The following is an 18744-nucleotide window of genomic DNA, read 5'->3' on the forward strand; positions in this document are numbered from 1 at the left end:
AGCCACAATGCCGGATTGTGCAGTTCCTGCGTAGAGATGTTGCGTCGTCAACATCTCAAAATTTTTAACTAAAATGCTTTAGCGAGTTTTGCAGACAGGGGCGTGCGCGCTGCGTGCGTTTCGGATTCGAGCGCAGACGAATGGCGCGCTCGGGAAGGAGTTGTCATGGATTTCGAGAAGATGCGCGAGGTCATCTCCGAGACCGTCGGTTGCGACCTTGAGAAGGTCACCCGCGAGGCCAAGCTCGAGGAGGACCTGGGCGCTGACTCCCTGGCCGCCATGGAGCTCGTCATGGCTCTCGAGGAGGCCTTCGACTGCGAGATCGACGACGCCGAGCTCGACCAGTTCAAGACCGTTGGCGATCTGGCCGACTACCTGGAGAACAAGGCTCAGTAACATATCCGAGCCAAGAACCGGGCAGGGCCGTGCGCTCTGCCCGGTTTTATTTATGCTTCGCGGGATGCGCTGATCGATTGGTTCCGAGCCGGCGCCGCAGACGGGCGCCTCGCCCCGGAGGCAAACGACCAGTGTTTCCCGAACAAAGGAGGTCCATGCACATGGCTATGAAAACTCAGGACATCATCGACCTCATGGGTCGTTTTGACACGAGCGGCATCGGCCGCATGAAGATCACGAGCGGCGACACCACCATCGAGCTCGAAAAGCCCGGCTGCGTGCCGGCGCCCGCGGCGATCGCTGCCGCTCCGGTCGCGCCTGCTGCCCCTGCCGCTTCCGCGGCCCCCGCTGCGCCTGCGCCTGCGTCCGAGGAGCCCGCGGCAGCGGACGGTCCCTGCATCACCGCTCCGCTCGTCGGTACGTTCTACGTCGCCCCGTCGCCCGACAAGGACCCCTATGTCCAGCCCGGCGACCGCGTCAAGAAGGGCGATACGGTTTGCTTGCTCGAGGCCATGAAGATGATGAGCGAGGTCACCGCTCCGGTCGACTGCGTGATCGACGAGATCATGGCGACCGACGGCGAGCTCGTGTCCTTCGGCGCCCCGCTGATCCGCTACCACGAGGCGTAAGGGAAGCGGGCCTATGTTCAAGCGAATCCTCATCGCCAACCGAGGCGAGATCGCCGTGCGCGTGTTCCGCGCGTGCCGCGAGCTCGACATCGAGCCGGTGGTCGTCTATTCCGAGGCCGATCGCGAGGCCCTGCACGTGCAGCTCGCCGAGCATTCCTACTGCATCGGTCCCGCCTCGTCGGCCCAGAGCTACCTCAACACCGACGCCATTCTCACGGTGGCCAAGGCCGCGCACTGCGATGCCATCCACCCCGGATACGGCTTCCTTTCCGAGAACGCCGAGTTCGCCGACGAGTGCGAGAAGAACGGCATCACGTGGATCGGCCCGTCGGGCGACGTCATCCGCATGATGGGCAACAAGGCCGCCGCGCGCGAGCTCATGAAGGACGCCGGCGTGCCGGTCGTGCCCGGCTCCGACGGCTCGGTCGCCGATGCGGCGGAGGCCAAGCGCATCGCCGATGAGATCGGCTACCCCGTGCTCATCAAGGCCGCTGCCGGCGGTGGCGGTCGCGGCATGCGCAAGGTGTTCGACCCGGATCAGTTCGAGGACCTGTTCGAGGAGGCCCGTGCCGAGTCGCGCGCCTGCTTCAACGATGACGAGATGTACCTCGAGAAGCTCGTGCTGAACCCCCACCACATCGAGTTCCAGATCATGGCCGACAGCTGCGGCAACGTCGTGCAGCTGGGCGAGCGCGACTGCTCCATCCAGCGTCGCGGCCAGAAGATGATCGAGGAGACCCCTTCGCGCGTGCTCACGCCCGAGTTGCGCGAGCGCATGGGCGAGGCGGCGGTCAAGGCGGCCCGCGCCGCAGGGTACGTGAACGCGGGTACCATCGAGTTCGTGCTTGATCCCTCCGGCGAGTTCTACTTCATCGAGATGAACACGCGCATCCAGGTTGAGCACCCCATCACCGAGTGCGTGACCGGCATCGACCTGGTGCGCGAGCAGCTGCGCGTGGCCTCGGGCCTCTCGCTGTCCTTCACGCAGGACGATATCAACCTGCGCGGGCATGCGATCGAATGCCGCATCAACGCCGAGGATCCGGCTCACGGCTTTATGCCATCGCCGGGCCTCGTCGACTTCGTGCACCTGCCTGGCGGTTACGGCGTGCGCGTCGACACCGGCCTGTATGCCGGCTGCGAGCTGCCGCCCTACTACGACTCGCTGGCGGCCAAGCTCATCGTCTGGGCGCCGACGCGTCTGGAGGCCATTCGCCGCATGCGTCGCTGCCTGGAGGAGTTCGTTATCGACGGCCCCAAGACCAACATCGACGTCCTTCATCAGATCATGTATCACCCCGGCTTCATCCGCGCGACGTACAACACGTCGTTTATCGATGAGAACCTGGACACGTTGCTCGCGTGGACCAACGCCGCCGACGTGCAAGAGGAGGCGTAACGCATGGCAGGAATTCTTGCCGAGCGCCGCAACCGGCTCATAGCGCTCAAGAAGATGCGCGAGCAGGGCAGCGCCCCGACGGTTGAGGAGAAGACGTGCCCCAGCTGCGGGCGCGCGCTCGCAGACAGCGACCTGGCGGCGAATCAGTTCGTCTGCCCGTACTGCGGCCATCATTTCGGCATTCCCGCGCGCGACCGCATCCGCATGGTCGTCGACGACGGACAGTTCCGCGAGCTCGACGCCTCGCTCGTCTCGACCGATCCGCTCGATTTCCCGGGCTATCCCGACAAGCTTTCCACCCTGCGCGCCAAGACGCATACCGGCGACGCGGTCGTCACGGGCATCGGCAAGATCGGCGGCATCCGCGTCGCCATCGCCGCGCTCGACACGCGTTTCCTCATGGCGAGCATGGGGGCTGTGGTCGGCGAGCGCCTGACGCGGCTCATCGAGCGCGCGACCAAGCAGCACCTTCCGCTGATCATCTTCTCCGCCAGCGGCGGCGCCCGCATGCAGGAGGGCATCATCTCGCTGATGCAGATGGCGAAGACCTCCGCGGCAATCCAGCGCTTCTCCGACCGCGGCGGCCTGTATATCTCGGTTATGACCCATCCCACCACGGGCGGCGTGACCGCGAGCTTTGCCAGCCTGGGCGACATCATGCTCGCCGAGCCCGGCGCGCTCATCGGTTTCGCCGGTCCGCGCGTGATCGAGCAGACCATCGGCGAGAAGCTTCCCGAGGGCTTCCAGAGCGCCGAGTTCCAGGTCGAGCACGGATTCCTGGATGCCGTCGTGCCGCGTGCCCGCATGCGCACCACGCTCATCCGTCTGCTTTCTCTCCACAAGAAGGGGGGTGCCGAACATGTCGGATAACCTTGTCCCGGTCGACGTGCTTACCGCAGCCCAGCGCGTGGCCATCGCGCGCCATCCCGGCCGTCCGGGCGTGGCCGAGATCGTCGACGCCCTGTTCACGGACTTCTTCGAGCAGCGCGGCGACCGTGCCGCCATCGACGACCGCAGCATCATGGGTGGTATCGCGCGCTTCCACGGCCGCCCGGTCACGATTCTCGGCAACCGCAAGGGCACCGAGATCGAGGACCGCATCGCGTTCAATTTCGGCATGGCGTCTCCCGAGGGCTATCGCAAGGCGCAGCGCATCATGCTCCAGGCGCAGAAGTTCGGCCGCCCCATCTTCACGTTCGTCGACACCTCCGGCGCCTATCCGGGTCTTGAGGCCGAGGCGCACGGTCAGGGCGAGGCCATCGCGCGCTCCATCGAGCTCATGAGCTCGCTGACGGTCCCCGTGATCAGCGTCATCTGCGGCGAGGGCGGCTCCGGCGGCGCGCTGGCGCTCGCCGTGGGCAACCGCGTCATCATGCTCGAGAACGCCGTGTATTCGGTGCTGTCGCCCGAGGGCTTCGCATCGATCCTCTGGAAGGACGCGAGCCGTGCCGACGAGGCCTGCGAGGTCATGAAGCTCACGGCTGACGACCTGCTCGAACTCGGCGTCATCGACGGCATCATCCCCGAGCCCGCCGGCGGCGCCCACGAGAACCCGCAGGCGCTGTTCCAGGTGCTCGACACGCAGCTTTCGCGCGAGCTCGAGGAGCTTTCCAAGATGAGCCCCACCGCGCTCGCCAACGACCGGTATCGCAAGTTCCGTGCCGTGGGCACGACGGCCGTGAAGAGGGGTCGCGTATGAGCGGAGTGAAGATCGTCGGAACCGGATCGGCGGTGCCGTCGCGCGTGATGACCAACGACGACATGGCGAAGATCGTCGATACGTCGGACGAATGGATCAGCTCGCGTACCGGCATCCGCTCGCGTCACTATTGCGACGCGGAGGCGGGGGAGACCCACCGCTCGCTCGTGCGCGATGCGGCGTCCCGCGCGCTCGAGGCCGCCGGTCTTACCGCCGACCAGGTCGGCGTGTGCCTCGTCGCCACGTTCACCGCCGACACCTGCACCCCGTCGGCGGCGTGCGTGCTGCAGGCCGATCTGGGCATGCCCGAGGACACGCTGTGCTTCGACCTGAACGCGGCCTGCGCGGGATTCGTGTACGGCCTGCACGTCGCCGAGTGCCTGCTTCCGGGCGCCAAGCGCCCCTATGCACTCGTGGTCGGCATCGATACGCTGTCGCGCGTCATGGATTTCACGGACCGCACGACGTGCGTGCTGTTCGGCGACGGCGCCGGCGCGGCGGTGCTCGAGTGCCGCGAAGACTACCCGCAGCTGTATGCCGTCTGGGGTTCGCGCGGCGACGATGCGTCCCTGTACGCGCCGGGCGTGGGGTGCGACGAGCCGTCGTATTTGCATATGGACGGTCGCGCCGTTTTCCGCTTCGCCACTGAGGTGATGCCGCGCGCCACCAAAGAGGTGCTCGACGCCGCCGGCATCACGGCAGACGAGGTCGACCGCTTCGTGTACCACCAGGCCAACAAGCGCATCGTGGACTATTCGGTCAAAAAGCTCGGCCTCGACCCCGCGAAGTGCGAGGGGAATATCGACCATATGGGCAACACGTCGGCCGGCAGCGTGCCGATCCTGCTCGATGAGCTCGTGCGCGCCGGCAAGATCGTGCCCGGCAACCGCGTGCTCATGGCCGGATTTGGCGCGGGTCTCACCTGGGCCGGCGCCCTCGCCGAGCTGGCGTAGCGCCGGGCATCAGATCGATAGACGCAACTGACCTTCGAAAGGAAGAGATACATGAAGAAGCTCAACGAGATCTTGGGGACCGAGTTCCCCATCATCCAGGGCGGCATGGCGAATATCGCCACCGGTGAGTTCGCTGCCGCGTGCTCCAATGCCGGCGCCCTCGGCCTTGTGGCTGGCGGCGGCTTGGACGGCGAGAGCCTGCGCGCCCAGATCCGCCGCGCGAAGGAGCTCACGGACAAGCCCTTCGGCGTTAACCTCATGCTCATGAACCCGCATATCGACGAGTGCGCGCAGGTCGTCGTCGAGGAGGGCGTGAAGGTCGTCACCACCGGTGCAGGCAACCCCGCCAAGTACGTTGCCGCCTGGAAGGAGGCGGGCATCCGCATCTTCCCCGTGGTCGCCGCCCCGATTCTCGCCAAGCGCCTGGCGCGGCTGGACATCGACGGCATCATCGCCGAGGGCACCGAGTCCGGCGGCCATGTGGGCGAGGCGACCACGATGGCGCTCGTCCCCGCTGTGGTCGACGCGGTCGATCTGCCCGTGATCGCCGCCGGCGGTATCGCCGACGGTCGCGGCATGGCGGCCGCCTATGCGCTGGGCGCGTGCGGCGTGCAGGTGGGCACCTGCCTGCTTGCGAGCGAGGAGTGCCCCATCCACGCGAACTACAAGGAGAAGGTCGTCAAGGCGGGCGTCAACGACACCGTGGTGACCGGCCGTCCCGCCGGCGCTCCCGTTCGCTGCCTCAAGAACAAGATGACCAAGAAGTATCTGGAGCTCGAGCAGGAGGGCACCAAGCGCGACGAGCTCGAGGCGCTGACCCTCGGCTCCCTGCGTCGCGCCGTCCTCGATGGCGACGTGGACACCGGTAGCTTCATGTGCGGCCAGATCGCCGGCATGGTGCACGAGGTCCGTCCGGTTCGCGCGATTCTCGAGGATATGGTTGCCGGCTGCAAGGCAACGATCGAGGGGTTGAGCGCATAATGACGACCGCGTTTCTGTATGCCGGCCAGGGCTCGCAGCACGCGGGCATGGGCCGTGACCTGTACGAGGCCTATCCGACGTTCGCCGCCGTGATCGACGCCGCGGACCAGGCCGTCGACTTCGATCTCAAGACGCTCATGTTCGAGGGTCCCGACGACCAGCTGAACCAGACCGAGTACACCCAGCCGTGCATGGTCGCTTTCGCCTGCGGCATGACGGCGGTGCTGGCCGAGCTCGGCCTCACGCCCGACTACGTCGCCGGCCTGTCGCTGGGCGAGTACTCCGCGCTCGCCGCGGCGGGTGTGTTCGATCCCGTCGAGGCCGTGAAGCTCGCTGCCTTCCGCGGGGCGGCCATGGCCAGCGCCGCCGCCGGGCGCGACACCGCCATGATCTCCATCCTCGGCCTTGATCGCCAGACCGTGGAGTCCGTGGTCGAGACTGCCGCTGCGGACGCCGCCGAGGGCCTGACTGTCGAGGTCTCCAACTACAACTGCCCCGGCCAGATCGTCATCGCGGGCGACCGCGAGCCGGTCGAGGCCGCCGCTGCCGCCGCCAAGGATGCCGGCGCCCGCCGTTGCATCCCGCTCAAGGTGAGTGGCCCGTTCCACACCTCGCTGCTCAAGCCCGCCGGCGATGCCCTGCGCGAGCGTCTTTCCGGCCTGGAGCTGGGTGAGATGCGCGTGCCCGTGCTGTTCAACACGCTGGGGCGCGAGATGGGCGAGGGCGACACCATCGTCAGCCTGCTCGAGCGCCAGGTGCAGTCCTCCGTCCGCATGGAGGACACCATCTGCCGTCTGGCCGACCTGGGTGTCGACCGCATCATCGAGATCGGCCCGGGCAAGGTGCTCTCCGGCTTGGTTCGCAAGACCGCCAAGGAGCTCTCCTGCACCCCCGTCGAGACCGTCGAGGATCTCGCCAAGCTGACCGCCGAGTAGGGCGAGGAGCCGGGTCCGTCCGCGCGGCAGCGCGCTCGGTCCCGGCGACCTGCTGCGGGGCCTATCGTCCCCAAACCGCCCGACGTTTTGTTCCAAGGAGGAACTACCCATGGATTTGACCGGTAAGACCGCCATCGTGACCGGCGGCAGCCGCGGTATCGGACGCGCCATCTGCATCGAGCTCGCCCGTCGCGGCGCCAACGTCGTGTTCTCCTACGCCGGCAACGCGGCCGCTGCCGACGAGACCGTGAAGCTCGTCGAGGCGGAGGGCGTGGCCGCTCGCTCCGTGAAGGGCGATGTGACCAGCGCCGACTCCGCAAAGGAGCTGGTGGAGGCCGCCCGCGAGCTCGGAGGCGTGGACATCCTCGTCAACAACGCCGGCATCACGCGCGATAAGCTCACCGCCCGCATGAGCGAGGAGGATTTCGATGCCGTGATCGCCACCAACCTCAAGGGCGCCTTCCTCATGACCAAGGCCGTGCTGCGCCCCATGATGCGCGCCAAGAGCGGCAGCATCGTCAACATGGCGAGCGTCGTCGGCATCATGGGCAACGCGGGGCAGGCAAATTATGCCGCCAGCAAGGCCGGCCTCATCGGTATGACCAAGTCCGTCGCGCGCGAGGTGGCCGCCGCGGGCATCCGCGTGAACGCCGTCGCTCCCGGTTACATCGAGACCGATATGACCGCGGCTATGCCCGAGGCCGCCCAGCAGGCCATGTGCTCCATGATTCCCGCCGCCCGCGCCGGCAAGCCCGAGGACGTGGCGCGTGCCGTCGCCTTCCTGGTTTCCGATGACGCGGCCTACATCACCGGCCAGGTGCTGGCCGTCGACGGCGGCATGGCCATGTAGCAGCCGGCTCAGGCACGCCGCCTTGCTTCGCGGCAATCCGGCGTGTCTGAGCCGTCCCCAAACGGCCACCCCAAACGACCATCATTCCTCGAAAGGAGCTTTCATATGTCCAAACGCAGGGTTGTTATCACCGGCATGGGAGCCCTGACGCCCATCGGTAACACCGCGACTGAGAGCTGGGACGCAGCTCGCGCCGGCAAGCTGGGCATCGCGCCCATCACGCAGTTCGATGCGAGCGCCCAGAAGGTCAAGATCGCGGCAGAGGTGAAGGGCTTCGAGCCCAAGGAGCATTTCTCCGCTCCCGAGGCCAAGCACAAGTCCCGTTTCACGCAGCTCGCGATCGTGTCGGCGCGCGAGGCCATCGCGCAGAGCGGTCTCGACCTGGATTCCGAGGACCTCACCCGCGCCGGCGTGATCGTGTCCTCCGGCATCGGTGGCGTCCGCGAGACCGAGACCCAGCAGACCAGCTGCCTCAAGCGAGGATTCGACCGCTGCTCCCCGTTCTACATCCCCATGGGCATCTCCAACATGGCGGCCGGCGAGGTGGCCATCGAGTTCGGCTTCAAGGGAATGTGCACCTGCCCCGTGACCGCGTGCGCCGGCGGCTCCAACGCCGTGGGCGACGCCTTCCGCCATATCCGTGACGGCTATGCGGACATCATGCTCACCGGAGGCACCGAGGCGGCCATCACCCCGCTTTCCATCGGTGGCTTCACCACCATGCGCGCCCTGCACGTCGGCGACGACCCCACCTGCGCCTCCGTGCCCTTCGACGCCCGTCGCAGCGGGTTCGTCATGGGCGAGGGCGCCGGCATGCTGGTGCTCGAGGAGCTCGAGCACGCTCAGGCTCGCGGCGCGAACATTATCGCCGAGATCGTCGGCTACGGCGTGACCTGCGACGCCTACCACATCACCGCTCCCGCGCCGAACGGCGAGGGCGGCGCGCGCGCCATGGAGCAGGCATTGGCCGATGCCGGCGGCGTGGCCCCGGAGGCCGTGGGCTACATCAATGCGCACGGCACCTCCACCCCGCTCAACGACAAGGGCGAGACCGCGGCGATCAAGACCGTGTTCGGCGATCACGCCTACCACATGGCCGTCTCCTCCACCAAGTCCATGACCGGTCATATGCTCGGTGCGGCCGGCGCCGTGGAGGCCATCTTCACCGCGCTCGCCCTGCGCGATCAGTTCCTGCCGCCCACCATCGGCTACGTCGAGGCCGACCCTGAGTGCGATCTCGACTACGTGCCGAACGAGGGCCGTGCGGCCGATTTCGAGTACGCGCTGTCCAACTCGCTTGGTTTCGGCGGCCACAATGCCTGCGTCCTGCTCAAGAAGTGGGCAGGCTAGTGAACTTTTAGGGACAGTCCCTAAAAGTTCACCCTCCGTTCTCCCCTGAATCAAAAGGAGCATTCCCATGCAGCTTGATTCCAATCAGATCGCGGAGATCCTGCCGCATCGCTATCCCTTTGCGCTCGTCGACCGCATCACCGATGGCGAGGAGGGCTCCTGGGCCCGCGGTCGCCTGTGCGTGAGCAATATGAGCCCGGTGTTTTGCGGCCACTTCCCGCAATACCATGTCCTGCCTGGCGTGCTGATCGTCGAGGCGCTCGCACAGGTCGCGGCCGTCGCCATGCTGTCGCTTCCCGAGAACCGCGGCAAGCTCGGCTTCTTCGCGTCCATCAAGGATGCGAAGTTCCGCAAGCAGGTGCGTCCCGGTGACGTGCTCGAGCTCGAGAGTCGCATCGTCAAGACGCGCCGTTCGTTCGCGTTCGTCGAGGCGGAGGCCCGTGTCGATGGCGAGGTCGCCTGCACCGCCACGCTGACGCTCGCCCTCGGTTCCGCCGACGAGGCCTAGTGCGCCATGTCAGCGCGCAGGGAGCATCAAGAGTTGGAAGAGATGTTTGAGAGCATATATAACAAGTTCAAGCTCCATTTCTACCAGGAGACCTTCTCGCGCTTTCAGGATCGTGAGGCGAGCCTGACGACGGTCGAGGCGTTCGCCATGGAAGCGATCTACGCGCTCGGTTCACCGACGGTGCACGAGTTCGCCGAGTTCATGCGCATCTCGTCTTCGAACGCGGCCTACAAGATTGGGAGCCTTATCCGCAAGGGGTATGTCGAGAAGGTCCAATCGGAAAGCGATGGGCGCGAGTACCATCTGCGCCCCACGCAGAAGTACCTGGACTACTACCGCATCAGCTCCTCATATATCCACGATGTCATGGATCGCATCCGTCAGCGGTTCTCCGAGGAGGACCTGACGAAGATGGGGGAGATCCTGACCGTTATGAGCGAGGAGCTCATGCCCGAGGTGACCGTGCCGGCCTCGGGAGCAAAGGCATAGGTGCTGCAAGGCGGCCCGTCGGATGGCGGGCCGCCTTTTTGCGCAAGCCTCCGTTAGGCCGCCGTGGCGCCTCCCCGCAGAAGCCGTCGCGACGTCAGGCATGGGTTGGAACGAACTCGTCCCCAACCAATCCATCTATCAGAGGCTTGCGTAACGGGCGCCCCGCGCGACGCTCCGGCGCGGGGCGAACCCGGTCATCGGTTTTCGCCGCGCTCTATGCCGTACCTGCGCACGATGCGGGCGAGCTTGCGGCGCCAGGGCAGGTAGAGGGCGCCGAGAAACGCGACGGTGGCGATTCCGTGGGCGGCGTCGAAGGGGAACGAGGCGGCGTAGACCGCGAGCAGGTTGAAACCGAGCCCGGTGTGCAGGTAGCCGATGATCGACCACGCGTTGAGAATCCACCCATAGAGCACCGAGGCCACGAATCCGTAGATGAGCAGCGCCGGCATGCCCTTACGTTCCTGCCCGCTCGCGTCCGGATGCCCGAACACGCCGATCTGCGCAAGCGCGCCCGCGCCATAGCCCACGAGTCCCCAAGCGTACATCTGCCATGGGGTCCACGCGCCCTGTCCGAAAAAGAAATTCGAGGTCAGGGCGGCAAGTGCTCCAACCATAAAGCCTGAGCGCCTTCCCAGGCAGACGCCGGCGATGATAGCGACGGCGCTTATCGGCTTCACGCTCGGCACCGCGGCGAACAGCACGCGGCCGGCGGCTCCGAGCGCGGCGAGCACCACGGTGGGCATGACCTCGCGCATGTGCATCTCGCCCGTCTCGTATGAGGCGAAAAAGATGCCGAGTGCGGCGAGCACCACGGTAAACGACAGCAGGGCGGTCTGCCTGAACCCGCACAGGCCCGCAATGACGAGCACGGCTGGCACGGCGGCCAGGGCGATTGCCTCGATCGCCGCATTTCCCTTCGGCCTGCGGGGTCGGGGCTGCTCGAGCGGGGTCTCTTCGACGGAGGTGCGCACATCTGAGGGGGGCTGATCGACCGCTTCCATCGGCGCCTCCTCGCGTTGCAGCAGCATGCCGAACAGCCGTGCACGCTCGTGGGGACGATACATGAGACTGTGGCCGAAGAACTCCCGTGCAGGTTCGGTGCAGGCGATCTGCCCGTCGAACATGAGCGACACCTCGTCGGCGACGGCGTAGGCGACATCCAGGTCGTGCGTCACGAGCAAAACGGTGCAGCCACGCTCGGCGATGCCGCGCAGGATGGTGACGATCTCGGCCGCCCCGCTCGCGTCGAGTCCCGTGGTGGGCTCGTCGAGCACGAGCAGCCGGGGCCTGGTGAGCAGCACCTTTGCGAGGGCGAGCTTTTGCTGCTGTCCTCCGGAGAGGTCGAAGGGGTGATGGGCCTCAAGGCCGGAAAGTCCCATGCGCTCGATCATGCGCGCGATGTCGTCGGCGCTATATCCCGCCCGCTCGCGCCATTCGTCGAGTTCGTCGGCGACGGTGTTGCACACCAGGAGCGCCTTCGGGTCCTGCGGCAGGTAGCTTTGGGTTTCATGGCAGGTGTTGTCCACATGCCCGCGTTGGGGTCGCAGGATGCCGACGAGCGTTTTGAGCAGGGTCGACTTGCCGCAGCCGTTGCCGCCGACGATGGCGTGCACGCCGCCCTGAAAGACGGTGAGGTCGAGGCCCCGCAGCGTCCAGGGGGCATCGCGGTCGTAGCGGACGAACACGTCGCGCGCCGACAGGACCGGCAGGTCCCGACGGAAGGTGCTCCAGCGAGCGGCAAGTCGACGGTCGAGCTCGGCGCGCGGGACGGCGGGCGGCACGGGCCCGATCGCGAACGTCTGGGTCGCCAGATGCTCGGCCTCCTCAGGCAGATGGGTCGACATGATGACGGTGATGCCGAGTTCCCGGTGCACCCGACCGAGCAGGTACAAAAACTGCCGGCGGGCATCGGGATCGAGGCTCGCGGTCGGCTCGTCGAGCACGAGCAGCCGTGGCTGCAGCGCGAGCACCCCGGCAAGGTTCACCAGCTGCTGCTGTCCCCCGGAGAGCGCGTCGGTCGATGTGTGCATAAGCGGCTCGATGCCGAAGAAGTGCGCGACCTCCGCCACGCGCCTGCGCATCTCGCTTTGCGCCATGCCGATGTTTTCCAGCCCGAACGCGATTTCGTGCCAGACGGTGTCGCATACGATCTGAGCTGCGGGATCCTGCATGATGAAGCCGATATCGGTCGCCGAGCGCAGAGAATCCGTCGCCTGCTCGCCGAGTACCTCGATGGTGCCCGTTTTGATCCCTGCGGGCGCCAATTCGGGTTTGAGCAGACGCAGAAGCGTGGTCTTCCCGCATCCGGTGGGTCCGTTCACAAGGCAGAACGCGCCGGCATCCACCTCGAGGGAGATGTGCTCGAGGACCGGTTCATGTTCAGGGTAGGCGAAGGTGAGATCGCAGATTCGCACCGCGCGGGCGCTCAGAGCGTTCGCCATAGCCACCACCCCCGTATCGACAGTGCGACGGGCACTAGCATGAGTGCGGCGAACGGGGCATATCCCCACCACAACACGAGTTGGGGAGGGGTGGGGTAGAACGCGTATTGGGAACAGGCGATGGCGACGAGCGGCACGTTAGCCGCCGCGAGCGCGCACATGGCCCCGATCAGCCCGGCATCGGCCTTTCGGACGCGCGACTGGCGGTAGACCGTGCGGCGCGCCCCGCAGGCGTATCCACGCGCGCGCATGGCGTCGGCGCGCACCAGACTGTCCTCCAGCGCCCAGCCCATGAGGACCGAGCTGGTGCGCAGGTGGCCGGCCGCCCGTTCGCGCGTCGTGCGCGGAGCGATCGCGGGCGTCGCCTGTGCGACGGCCTCCACGGTGCGCCCGCGCGAAACGAGTTGGGGGATCAAGCGCATAGCCTGCGTGACCATCAGGGCGACGGTCGGTGCGATGCCGCCGAGCATCTCGGTTGCCGCGGAGCTATCGATGCAGGCGAGGCATGTGGTCATCCACAGCAGGACGGAAGCGAGCATGATGCCCGTGCACACGCCGAAAAACAGGGCCTCCGCGGTGAACGCGCGGCCGAATAGCGAAAACAGAACGTGGGCTCCCCGGCCTACAAACAGGAGGTTCGCCACGGCGACCACCCCTACCACGGGGATCGTCCAGCCGATCTGGCGCAATCCGGCGCGTATTCCGCGCACGCAGCAGGCGCATGCGCCCGCGCCTGCATACGAGAGCGCTGCATAGACCGGCTGCGAGGCAGCCATGGCAAAGCCGGCGGCGCAGACGAGGTAGACGACGACCACCGCAGGATGGAAATCGGAAAAAGGATTGTATCGAACGTGCATCAGGATGCCTCTTGCAAAAAACGCCCGCGCCGACCGCAGTCTGCAAGGTCGGCGCGGGCGCGTATGGTGGCGACTAGACGAGGTAGGTCCAGGTGAGGACATCGCCATCCGACACGGTTGCCACGTCGGCGGAATCCATCACCGTCTCGCCGTTGAGGTCATAGCCCCAACCGCTCGAATCGCCGAAGTCGAACGAGGCGAGCCCTCCGATCCCGTTCACGAACGAACCGTAGTCGGAGTCCTGGATGTCCAGCTCAAGGCCGGTTGCCTTGATCGCATCGAGCACGGTGGCGCCTTCGTCGAGCTCAACGGTGCCGTCATAGGTCACGCTGCCGTCGGCCGCGCTCGAGTCGACGACCACCTGCACGGCGATCTGGGCGTCGTCGGCAGCGGGCGCCGCGGCAGATCCCGTGTCAGCGACGACGGCGGCGTTGCTTGCGCCCGAGCCGCCATCACTGGCGGTGGTCTGCGTGCAGCCGCCCAGGCAGGCGACGGCAAGCGCGCAGGTCAGCGCACCGATTGCGACGGTGCGGCGCGAAAGTGCGGACAGCGTGCGAGACAGGTTTTCGAGCATGATACATGCCTTTCTCCCCAGGGCCCATACCGATGGAGAGGCGATCCGGCTCGTTCCCACACCGCGTCTCGTCGCCCGATCTACGACGATATGCTCGCGGCAGCTGAACTCACGGTTGCTGGTACAGCTGGGGTTTTTCACCCCGTTCCCCTGGGCGTTCGGCATCTCGCCTGCGCCCGTGCGTCTCCGCACCATCCATCTGGCCAAATAACAATGCGCCTCGATTGTAGGCGAGAAATCGGCGCCTGTCCCCGTTTTCCCAAAAGAAAACGGGGACAGGCGCCGATTTCATACGAGCACTCAGAGCCGAGGCCTCCCAAACAGGTCTTTGCGAAGCTTTACCCGCTGCTCCATAAACCTTTTGGTGCGCTCCGGGCGTTCGATGCCGAGATGCCGGTAGAGCACGTCCATCAGCACGTCCCATCGCTCGATGTTCTTGATCTGGGAGTGTGTGATGGTTTCAACGGCGATATCCATGCTACGCAGAGCCGTTTTGCGCGCTGAGTCGTCCCGTTGCGTCCCTTCGCTATCTTCGAGCGCGATGCCGTGGAATGCCGCTCCCTCCACCTCGCAGCACAGACTTGGTGTGTGGCTCCCCTCGTCGAACCATCCGATGTCGACGACGCAGATGGGCGATCCCCACGCCGATGCCGAAGAGGGCGATAGCTTGACACGACGATTGAGCTGAAACGGTGGAAGCCCCTCGAGCCCAAGCCTCCTGTTGATGCCCATGAGGAGAGCGGCCTGGGCCTCCAGCGGAGAGGCGGCACCCGCGATGACCATCTCGAGTGCGCGCCTGAAGGTCTTTGCCCCGTGCACCGGTCCCAGCGATTTGGAAAACTCCGCAAGCTCTTCGATGCTGCACAGCGGCGGTCGTTTCCAGAGATTGGAGATGGTGCCGTCGCGCGTTCTGCAGGGGCTCCAAGGCAAGGGGGCGCCGTGGTTGTCGGTGAACGCAAGCGGTTTCCCGTCGAGTCCGTAGAACGCCGCGAGTTGTCGCGTCGTGTCGGGCAGCCCGCATGTAGTGTCGAGCAGGCTTATGGCGCGCTGCATGCGAGACGTGCCGGGACAGGTGGCGTAGAGTCCGCAGCACTCCATCATGACCATAGCCAATTGCACGGGCGTGCAGTCGCGAGCCATATGGAGGAGCGCCACCCGCGGTGAGGTGGCGTAGAGGTTGTCGGAAATCTGCTCAAGATCATCGTCGGAGATATCATTCGACCTGGTATGCCATACGGCATAGGGCGACGCGCCGCGTGGGATTCCGTCGGTTAGCACGTGAACGGGAATCGAGACCCCTTTAAGCGAGCGGAAGATTTCGTGGCGGATCTCCAAGATGAGCTGTGGGGTATTCAAGCGTTCTCGATATGAAGGCGAAGCGCGATTCAGCGACTCCAGCACCTCGGGAGGAAATTCAAGCTCTCTGATGCACGGTGGTGTGCGTAGGAATTCAAGAGCCGATATGCCATGCAGTATCCAGTCTTTCATAGCAAATAGAGTATCATTAACACTCAATATTGTATATATGTAGAAAGTATTTTTGTCGATATATTACGAAGTAACGGATTTTGCGGGAAGCGCGCAAGAAATATTCACAGCTGATAAAGCATAATGAAAACATCGCAGGTAAACAGCTATATCGATTTGGCCGTTATGCACAACGGGCTCCGTCTTCCCGCAAAATCCGTCGCGACGTTTTTTGCGGGAAGACGATAAGGCACATGTCTCCTCACCCTTTCAACCCTTTAGCGCGCTGCAGTGCGCCGTCTGGCGATACGTCAGTTATGACCGGAGCTCTCCGGGGTAGTCTCAAGCCATACGGCTGAAATGCGGGGCGATATGCCGCCTCGCTGCTCGTCGGCGCCACGCGTGCCGAAGAAAGGATGGTCATCATGGGTGCACCTCAGACGAACAATGTGAGGAACGTCGTCTTGGTTGGCCAGGGAGGAGTAGGAAAGACCTCCCTGGCAGAATCGATGCTGCATCTTTCAGGCAAGACCACCCGTCTGGGCGGTCACGCGGGCACCAAGCCCACGCTGGATTACGACGCCGAGGAAGTAAAGCGCGGCGTCTCCATTTCCACCTCCATCGCCCCCATCGACTGGAAGGGCACGCGCATCAACGTGCTCGATGCGCCCTGCTACCCCGACTTCATCGGCGACGCGTATGCGGCCATGGCCGTCAGCGAGACGGCGCTGTTCGTGGTCGACGCCTCCGAGGGGCCGCAGCCCACGACCGTTAAGCTGTGGTACGCCGCCGAGGACCTGCGCCTGGCGCGCGCCGTCTTCATCAACCGCATCGATAAGGAAACGGCGGATTACGACGCCTGCATGGAGCAGCTGCGCGAGCGCTTCGGCATGCGCCTGGGCGCCGTCACCCTCCCGTGGGGCACGGGCGAGGCGTTCGAGGGCGTCATCGACGTCGTGCGCATGAAGGCGCGCCACTGCGAGGGCACCACGCAGACCGAGTTCGACATCCCCGAGGAGTACCTGCCCGCCGCCGAGGCCGCGCGCGAGCAGCTGTGCGAGGCCGTCGCCGAGGCCGACGACGAGCTCATGATGAAGTATCTCGACGGCGAGCTGCTTACCCAGGAAGAGGTCGAGAGCCTGCTTTCCAAGGCGATCGCCCAGCGCCTGTTCGTCCCGGTGTTCGTCGGCTCCTGCACCAAGGAGCTCGGCGTCCACTCCGTCATGGACGATATCGCCACCTACTTCCCGACGCCGACCGATTACGGCGAGATGCCGCTCATGGACGGCGACACCCTCAAGATCTCCTCTGAGGACGATCGCCCCGTGGCCTTCGTGTTCAAGACCCTGAACGATGCCCAGCAGGGCCGCATCTCCTTCCTCAAGGTTCTGACCGGCACGCTCACCCCTGGTATCGAGCTCGTGAATGCCCGCACCCGCAAGAGCGAGCGCCTGGCGCACCTGTACGTCATGTGCGGCCGCGACATGAACGAGGTCGGCAAGGCAGAGGCGGGCGACATCATCGTCACCACCAAGATCTCCGCCGATACCGGCGACACGCTGTCGGTGTCCGGCAAGATCGAGGCCGCTGCGTTCAAGTTCCCGAACAGCCAGTACCGCATCGCCATCGAGGCCGTGAACCGCAGCGAGGAAGACAAGCTCTTCACGTTCATCGACAAGGCGTGCGAGGCGGACCCGACCATGAAGATCGAGCGCGACGAGGAGACCGGCCAGACCATCATCTCCGCGGTGGGCGAGGCCCAGGTGTCCGTCCTGCTCAACCGCCTCGAGGAGCGCACCAAGGTCGAGGCGCACATCGTCCCCATCCGCATTCCGTACCGCGAGACCATCCGCCGCGTGGCGAGCGCCCAGGGCCGCCACAAGAAGCAGACCGGCGGCGCGGGCCAGTTCGGCGATTGCTACCTGCGCGTCGAGCCGCTGGCCGACGGCGACTACGAGTTCGTCGACGAGGTCGTGGGCGGCCGCATCCCGCGCGCCCTCATCCCCGCGGTCGACAAGGGCGTCCAGGAGACCATGAAGGAAGGCGTCATCGCCGGCTATCCGCTGACGGGCATCCGCGTGGCGTGCTACGACGGCTCCTATCATCCGGTCGACTCCAACGAGATGGCGTTCCGCGCCGCCGCGCGCATCGCGCTCAAGAAGGCCTGCTCCGAGGCCGACCCGGTGGTGCTCGAGCCCATGGAGAACATCACCGTGACCATCCCCGAGAGCTATGCCGGCGCCGTGATGGGCGACGTGTCCGCCAGCCGCGGCCGCGTCACCGGCATGGATACCGATGATCGCGGCAACACCGTGGTCACCGCGACCGTCCCGTACGCCGAGCTCGTCGATTACGCGACCCGCCTGCGCTCGCTGACGCGCGGCACCGGTGATTTCACCATGGAGCCCGCCGGTTACGAGCAGGTTCCCTACGACGTGCAGAAGCACCTGATCGAGTTCTACGAGGAGTCTCGCGCACAGGGTAGGTAAGTTCTGGCGCGGACAAGACGTTGACGACGAGGGGGCGGACGCATCATCCGTCCCCTCGTCTTATATCAGCCTTCCGTTGACGCGACGGGGATTGGGCGCGTGCATTCGTGCAGTTTCCTAGTATGTTGGTTGGAATATATGGCAGTGCGATGGAGAACGGTATAGTACCGTACCTAGGTGGGCATCAGATAAGGAGTCATCATTGCCTTTTGTAAATAGCGTGGTGACAAACTATTTCCGTGCTACCATCAAAACTGCTGTATTGTGGGCAGATTATGGTACGTCATCAGATCAAGGTGGGACATGACCGAGAACACGCAAGCCAGAAAGTATGACGCAAAGATCCGCAAGCGTGCGGCCCGGATTTTGGCCACCGGAGTGGGACATCGCGCCCTTGCGGTCGAGCTGGGTATTCCCGAGGCGACCGCGCGCCAGTGGGCTCGTTCGTATGCCGTGGGCGGACAGGCGGCTGTCATGAATGCCGGGTCCACGCATCGCGTGTACCCCTATGAGCTCAAGCTCTCGGTCGTTCGCGACCGTATCGAGCAGGGCATGTCCGTGCGCGAGGTCATGATCAAGCACGGGGTCCCGAGCGAGTCGTCGGTCAAGACGTGGTGCCGCCAGTATCGCGACGGCGGTCCCGAGGCGCTGGTGAACAAGCCGCGCGGCCGCAAGCCCAAGCATCCCAAGTCCTAGAAACACTGATCAATTCACCCCGCGCCGTGCG

The 18744-nt window shown here is 65.3% G+C and carries 18 protein-coding genes; 14 read left to right on the forward strand and 4 right to left on the reverse strand.

Annotated elements, in window-relative coordinates; translation table 11 throughout:
• Positions 1-165: 165 nt before the first annotated feature.
• The 12 genes from acpP (at position 166) to QVN30_RS06160 (ending at position 10189) form a co-directional block, all read left to right on the forward strand.
• Complete coding sequence (gene acpP / locus QVN30_RS06105) at positions 166-396, forward strand: acyl carrier protein (RefSeq protein WP_066830438.1); 231 nt, start codon at positions 166-168, stop codon at positions 394-396.
• A 161-nt stretch (positions 397-557) separates the two neighbouring features.
• On the forward strand, positions 558-1025 hold the full coding sequence (gene accB, locus QVN30_RS06110; RefSeq protein ID WP_289835797.1) for an acetyl-CoA carboxylase biotin carboxyl carrier protein: 468 nt from the start codon (positions 558-560) through the stop codon (positions 1023-1025).
• 13 nt (positions 1026-1038) lie between these two features.
• Positions 1039-2424 carry an acetyl-CoA carboxylase biotin carboxylase subunit gene (gene accC / locus QVN30_RS06115; RefSeq protein ID WP_289835798.1) on the forward strand — a complete coding sequence of 462 codons (1386 nt, stop codon included), beginning with the start codon at positions 1039-1041 and terminating at the stop codon, positions 2422-2424.
• Positions 2425-2427: 3 nt separating this feature from the next.
• The gene (gene accD / locus QVN30_RS06120; RefSeq protein WP_066830432.1) at positions 2428-3294 is read left to right on the forward strand and encodes an acetyl-CoA carboxylase, carboxyltransferase subunit beta; all 867 of its coding nucleotides are present in this window, start codon (positions 2428-2430) and stop codon (positions 3292-3294) included.
• Positions 3284-4123, forward strand: coding sequence for an acetyl-CoA carboxylase carboxyltransferase subunit alpha (locus QVN30_RS06125; protein WP_204538276.1), 840 nt, complete (start codon positions 3284-3286; stop codon positions 4121-4123). The genes accD and QVN30_RS06125 overlap by 11 nt, the downstream gene beginning before the upstream one ends.
• Positions 4120-5076, forward strand: coding sequence for a beta-ketoacyl-ACP synthase III (locus QVN30_RS06130; RefSeq protein ID WP_204538273.1), 957 nt, complete (start codon positions 4120-4122; stop codon positions 5074-5076). The genes QVN30_RS06125 and QVN30_RS06130 overlap by 4 nt, the downstream gene beginning before the upstream one ends.
• A gap of 51 nt (positions 5077-5127) precedes the next feature.
• Positions 5128-6057, forward strand: coding sequence for a nitronate monooxygenase (locus QVN30_RS06135; protein WP_066830423.1), 930 nt, complete (start codon positions 5128-5130; stop codon positions 6055-6057).
• Complete coding sequence (gene fabD / locus QVN30_RS06140; protein WP_289835799.1) at positions 6057-6992, forward strand: ACP S-malonyltransferase; 936 nt, start codon at positions 6057-6059, stop codon at positions 6990-6992. The genes QVN30_RS06135 and fabD overlap by 1 nt, the downstream gene beginning before the upstream one ends.
• Before the next feature lie 109 nt (positions 6993-7101).
• Positions 7102-7842 carry a 3-oxoacyl-[acyl-carrier-protein] reductase gene (gene fabG / locus QVN30_RS06145; RefSeq protein WP_289835800.1) on the forward strand — a complete coding sequence of 247 codons (741 nt, stop codon included), beginning with the start codon at positions 7102-7104 and terminating at the stop codon, positions 7840-7842.
• A 105-nt stretch (positions 7843-7947) separates the two neighbouring features.
• Positions 7948-9192 (forward strand): beta-ketoacyl-ACP synthase II, encoded by a 1245-nt coding sequence (gene fabF / locus QVN30_RS06150; RefSeq protein WP_087200827.1) that lies wholly within the window; start codon positions 7948-7950, stop codon positions 9190-9192.
• Positions 9193-9259: 67 nt separating this feature from the next.
• Positions 9260-9700: a 3-hydroxyacyl-ACP dehydratase FabZ gene (fabZ, locus tag QVN30_RS06155; RefSeq protein WP_066830410.1), complete on the forward strand. Its 441-nt coding sequence runs from the start codon at positions 9260-9262 to the stop codon at positions 9698-9700.
• Between the two features lie 42 nt (positions 9701-9742).
• A complete protein-coding gene (locus QVN30_RS06160) occupies positions 9743-10189 on the forward strand; it encodes a MarR family winged helix-turn-helix transcriptional regulator (RefSeq protein WP_239283384.1) in 447 nt (148 codons plus the stop codon).
• A 194-nt stretch (positions 10190-10383) separates the two neighbouring features.
• Here QVN30_RS06160 and QVN30_RS06165 read toward each other — a convergent pair whose 3' ends face one another.
• From QVN30_RS06165 to QVN30_RS06180, 4 genes are all read right to left on the reverse strand, one after another.
• Positions 10384-12630, reverse strand: coding sequence for an ATP-binding cassette domain-containing protein (locus tag QVN30_RS06165; RefSeq protein ID WP_289835801.1), 2247 nt, complete (start codon positions 12628-12630; stop codon positions 10384-10386).
• Positions 12615-13487 (reverse strand): energy-coupling factor transporter transmembrane component T family protein, encoded by an 873-nt coding sequence (locus QVN30_RS06170; protein ID WP_289835802.1) that lies wholly within the window; start codon positions 13485-13487, stop codon positions 12615-12617. Before QVN30_RS06170 ends, QVN30_RS06165 begins: the two co-directional genes overlap by 16 nt.
• Positions 13488-13560: 73 nt before the next feature.
• A complete protein-coding gene (locus tag QVN30_RS06175) occupies positions 13561-14061 on the reverse strand; it encodes a DUF4430 domain-containing protein (RefSeq protein WP_273355933.1) in 501 nt (166 codons plus the stop codon).
• A 300-nt stretch (positions 14062-14361) separates the two neighbouring features.
• Complete coding sequence (locus QVN30_RS06180) at positions 14362-15549, reverse strand: hypothetical protein (RefSeq protein WP_289835803.1); 1188 nt, start codon at positions 15547-15549, stop codon at positions 14362-14364.
• A 404-nt stretch (positions 15550-15953) separates the two neighbouring features.
• Between QVN30_RS06180 and QVN30_RS06185 the strand changes: the two genes are divergently transcribed.
• Complete coding sequence (locus QVN30_RS06185) at positions 15954-18017, forward strand: elongation factor G (RefSeq protein WP_289835804.1); 2064 nt, start codon at positions 15954-15956, stop codon at positions 18015-18017.
• A gap of 303 nt (positions 18018-18320) precedes the next feature.
• Positions 18321-18713, forward strand: coding sequence for a helix-turn-helix domain-containing protein (locus QVN30_RS06190; protein WP_066831288.1), 393 nt, complete (start codon positions 18321-18323; stop codon positions 18711-18713).
• Positions 18714-18744 lie beyond the last annotated feature (31 nt).

The organism is Collinsella ihumii, from assembly GCF_030385545.1.
Classification (GTDB): Bacteria; Actinomycetota; Coriobacteriia; order Coriobacteriales; family Coriobacteriaceae; genus Collinsella; species Collinsella ihumii.

Bases quoted from the DNA above. Each gene is read 5' to 3' on its own strand.
- QVN30_RS06160 (WP_239283384.1), top strand. From the start codon at position 9,743: ATGTTTGAGAGCATATATAACAAGTTCAAGCTCCATTTCTACCAGGAG.
- QVN30_RS06135 (WP_066830423.1), top strand. From the start codon at position 5,128: ATGAAGAAGCTCAACGAGATCTTGGGGACCGAGTTCCCCATCATCCAG.
- fabF (WP_087200827.1), top strand. From the start codon at position 7,948: ATGTCCAAACGCAGGGTTGTTATCACCGGCATGGGAGCCCTGACGCCC.
- fabZ (WP_066830410.1), top strand. From the start codon at position 9,260: ATGCAGCTTGATTCCAATCAGATCGCGGAGATCCTGCCGCATCGCTAT.
- accC (WP_289835798.1), top strand. From the start codon at position 1,039: ATGTTCAAGCGAATCCTCATCGCCAACCGAGGCGAGATCGCCGTGCGC.
- accD (WP_066830432.1), top strand. From the start codon at position 2,428: ATGGCAGGAATTCTTGCCGAGCGCCGCAACCGGCTCATAGCGCTCAAG.
- QVN30_RS06175 (WP_273355933.1), bottom strand. From the start codon at position 14,061: ATGCTCGAAAACCTGTCTCGCACGCTGTCCGCACTTTCGCGCCGCACC.
- accB (WP_289835797.1), top strand. From the start codon at position 558: ATGGCTATGAAAACTCAGGACATCATCGACCTCATGGGTCGTTTTGAC.
- fabG (WP_289835800.1), top strand. From the start codon at position 7,102: ATGGATTTGACCGGTAAGACCGCCATCGTGACCGGCGGCAGCCGCGGT.
- QVN30_RS06130 (WP_204538273.1), top strand. From the start codon at position 4,120: ATGAGCGGAGTGAAGATCGTCGGAACCGGATCGGCGGTGCCGTCGCGC.
- QVN30_RS06185 (WP_289835804.1), top strand. From the start codon at position 15,954: ATGGGTGCACCTCAGACGAACAATGTGAGGAACGTCGTCTTGGTTGGC.
- QVN30_RS06165 (WP_289835801.1), bottom strand. From the start codon at position 12,630: ATGGCGAACGCTCTGAGCGCCCGCGCGGTGCGAATCTGCGATCTCACC.
- QVN30_RS06190 (WP_066831288.1), top strand. From the start codon at position 18,321: ATGACCGAGAACACGCAAGCCAGAAAGTATGACGCAAAGATCCGCAAG.
- QVN30_RS06180 (WP_289835803.1), bottom strand. From the start codon at position 15,549: ATGAAAGACTGGATACTGCATGGCATATCGGCTCTTGAATTCCTACGC.
- QVN30_RS06170 (WP_289835802.1), bottom strand. From the start codon at position 13,487: ATGCACGTTCGATACAATCCTTTTTCCGATTTCCATCCTGCGGTGGTC.
- QVN30_RS06125 (WP_204538276.1), top strand. From the start codon at position 3,284: ATGTCGGATAACCTTGTCCCGGTCGACGTGCTTACCGCAGCCCAGCGC.
- acpP (WP_066830438.1), top strand. From the start codon at position 166: ATGGATTTCGAGAAGATGCGCGAGGTCATCTCCGAGACCGTCGGTTGC.
- fabD (WP_289835799.1), top strand. From the start codon at position 6,057: ATGACGACCGCGTTTCTGTATGCCGGCCAGGGCTCGCAGCACGCGGGC.